General features: G+C 70.1%; 2 protein-coding genes and 1 pseudogene. 1 reads left to right on the forward strand and 2 read right to left on the reverse strand.

Going from position 1 to position 1,032, the window contains the following annotated elements; genetic code table 11:
• Window positions 1–262 (reverse strand): GTP-binding protein (locus tag AC2VON_RS09905; RefSeq protein WP_486952799.1); only part of this gene is annotated, 262 nt, incomplete at its 3' end.
• A 27-nt stretch (window positions 263–289) separates the two neighbouring features.
• Between AC2VON_RS09905 and AC2VON_RS09910 the strand changes: the two genes are divergently transcribed.
• Window positions 290–895, forward strand: coding sequence for a type II toxin-antitoxin system PemK/MazF family toxin (locus AC2VON_RS09910; protein WP_486952798.1), 606 nt, complete (start codon window positions 290–292; stop codon window positions 893–895).
• A 36-nt stretch (window positions 896–931) separates the two neighbouring features.
• Here AC2VON_RS09910 and AC2VON_RS09915 read toward each other — a convergent pair.
• A pseudogene (locus AC2VON_RS09915) lies at window positions 932–1,032 on the reverse strand (CBS domain-containing protein); the annotation flags it as partial.

Consider the following 1,032-nt stretch of genomic DNA (forward strand, 5'->3'; position numbering starts at 1 on the left):
TGGTGATGCCGCGTTCCCGCTCGATGTCCATCCGGTCCAGGTACTGCGCGCGCATCGCGCGCTCGTCGACGACGCCGGTGAGCTGCAGCATCCGGTCTGCCAGCGTGGACTTGCCGTGGTCGATGTGGGCGATGATGCAGAAGTTCCGGATCTGCGCCGGCGCGGTGAAGGGCTGGTCGGCGAAACTGCTGATGGGGATCTCCTGAACTCTCCGGGACTCGCCTGGACTCTCTTGATCGAGGGCGGCACGCGCTGGCTCCAGCGTATCGGGGGCGCCTAAGCTGCGGGCATGGCTGCCCAGCGGAAGACACAATGGACGACCGCACGGCAGATCGCCGAGAAGTTGGTGTCCTTGACCCCGGAATTGATCCGCCGGCTGCAGCGCGCCCCGTCGCTGCAGCACGGCATCCAGCGCGGCATCGCGGAAGGCCTCAGGCTCGGACTGGACATCCTGGCCTCCGGCGGCTCCGAGCCCGCGATGCCCGCGGGCCGCCCGGTGACCAGCGTCAGCGCCCCCACCGCGCACCGCGCCCGCACGCTGGTCTACGCGCCCGACCTGGACGGGCGCGCCGATCCGGGCGAGATCGTCTGGACCTGGACGGCCTACGACGACGACCCCACCCGCGGCAAGGACAGGCCGGTGCTCGTCGTCGGCCGCGAGCGCCGGACCCTGCTCGGGCTGATGGTGTCCAGCCGGCCCGAGCATCACGACGACTCGAACTGGGTCTCGATCGGCTCGGGCGGTTGGGATCATCAGGGCCGGCCCAGCTGGGTGCGGCTGGACCGGATACTCGACGTGCCCGAGGAGGGAATAAGGCGCGAAGGTGCGATCCTGGCGCGCCCGACGTTCGACTCCGTCGCTTCCCGGTTGCGCGCCGACTACTGCTGGAGCTGAGCTCCCGCTCGGCGACGATGCGAGCCAGGGTGGCCCTCAGCCCTGGGTGATGTAGGACCGCAGCTGCGCGTGCTCGGCCTGCAGCTCCTCGATCCGCGACTTGACCACGTCGCCGATGCTGACGATCCCGACCAGCC

The organism is Mycobacterium sp. TH-M82, assembly GCF_057473605.1.

Bases quoted from the DNA above. Each gene is read 5' to 3' on its own strand.
- AC2VON_RS09910 (WP_486952798.1), top strand. From the start codon at position 290: ATGGCTGCCCAGCGGAAGACACAATGGACGACCGCACGGCAGATCGCC.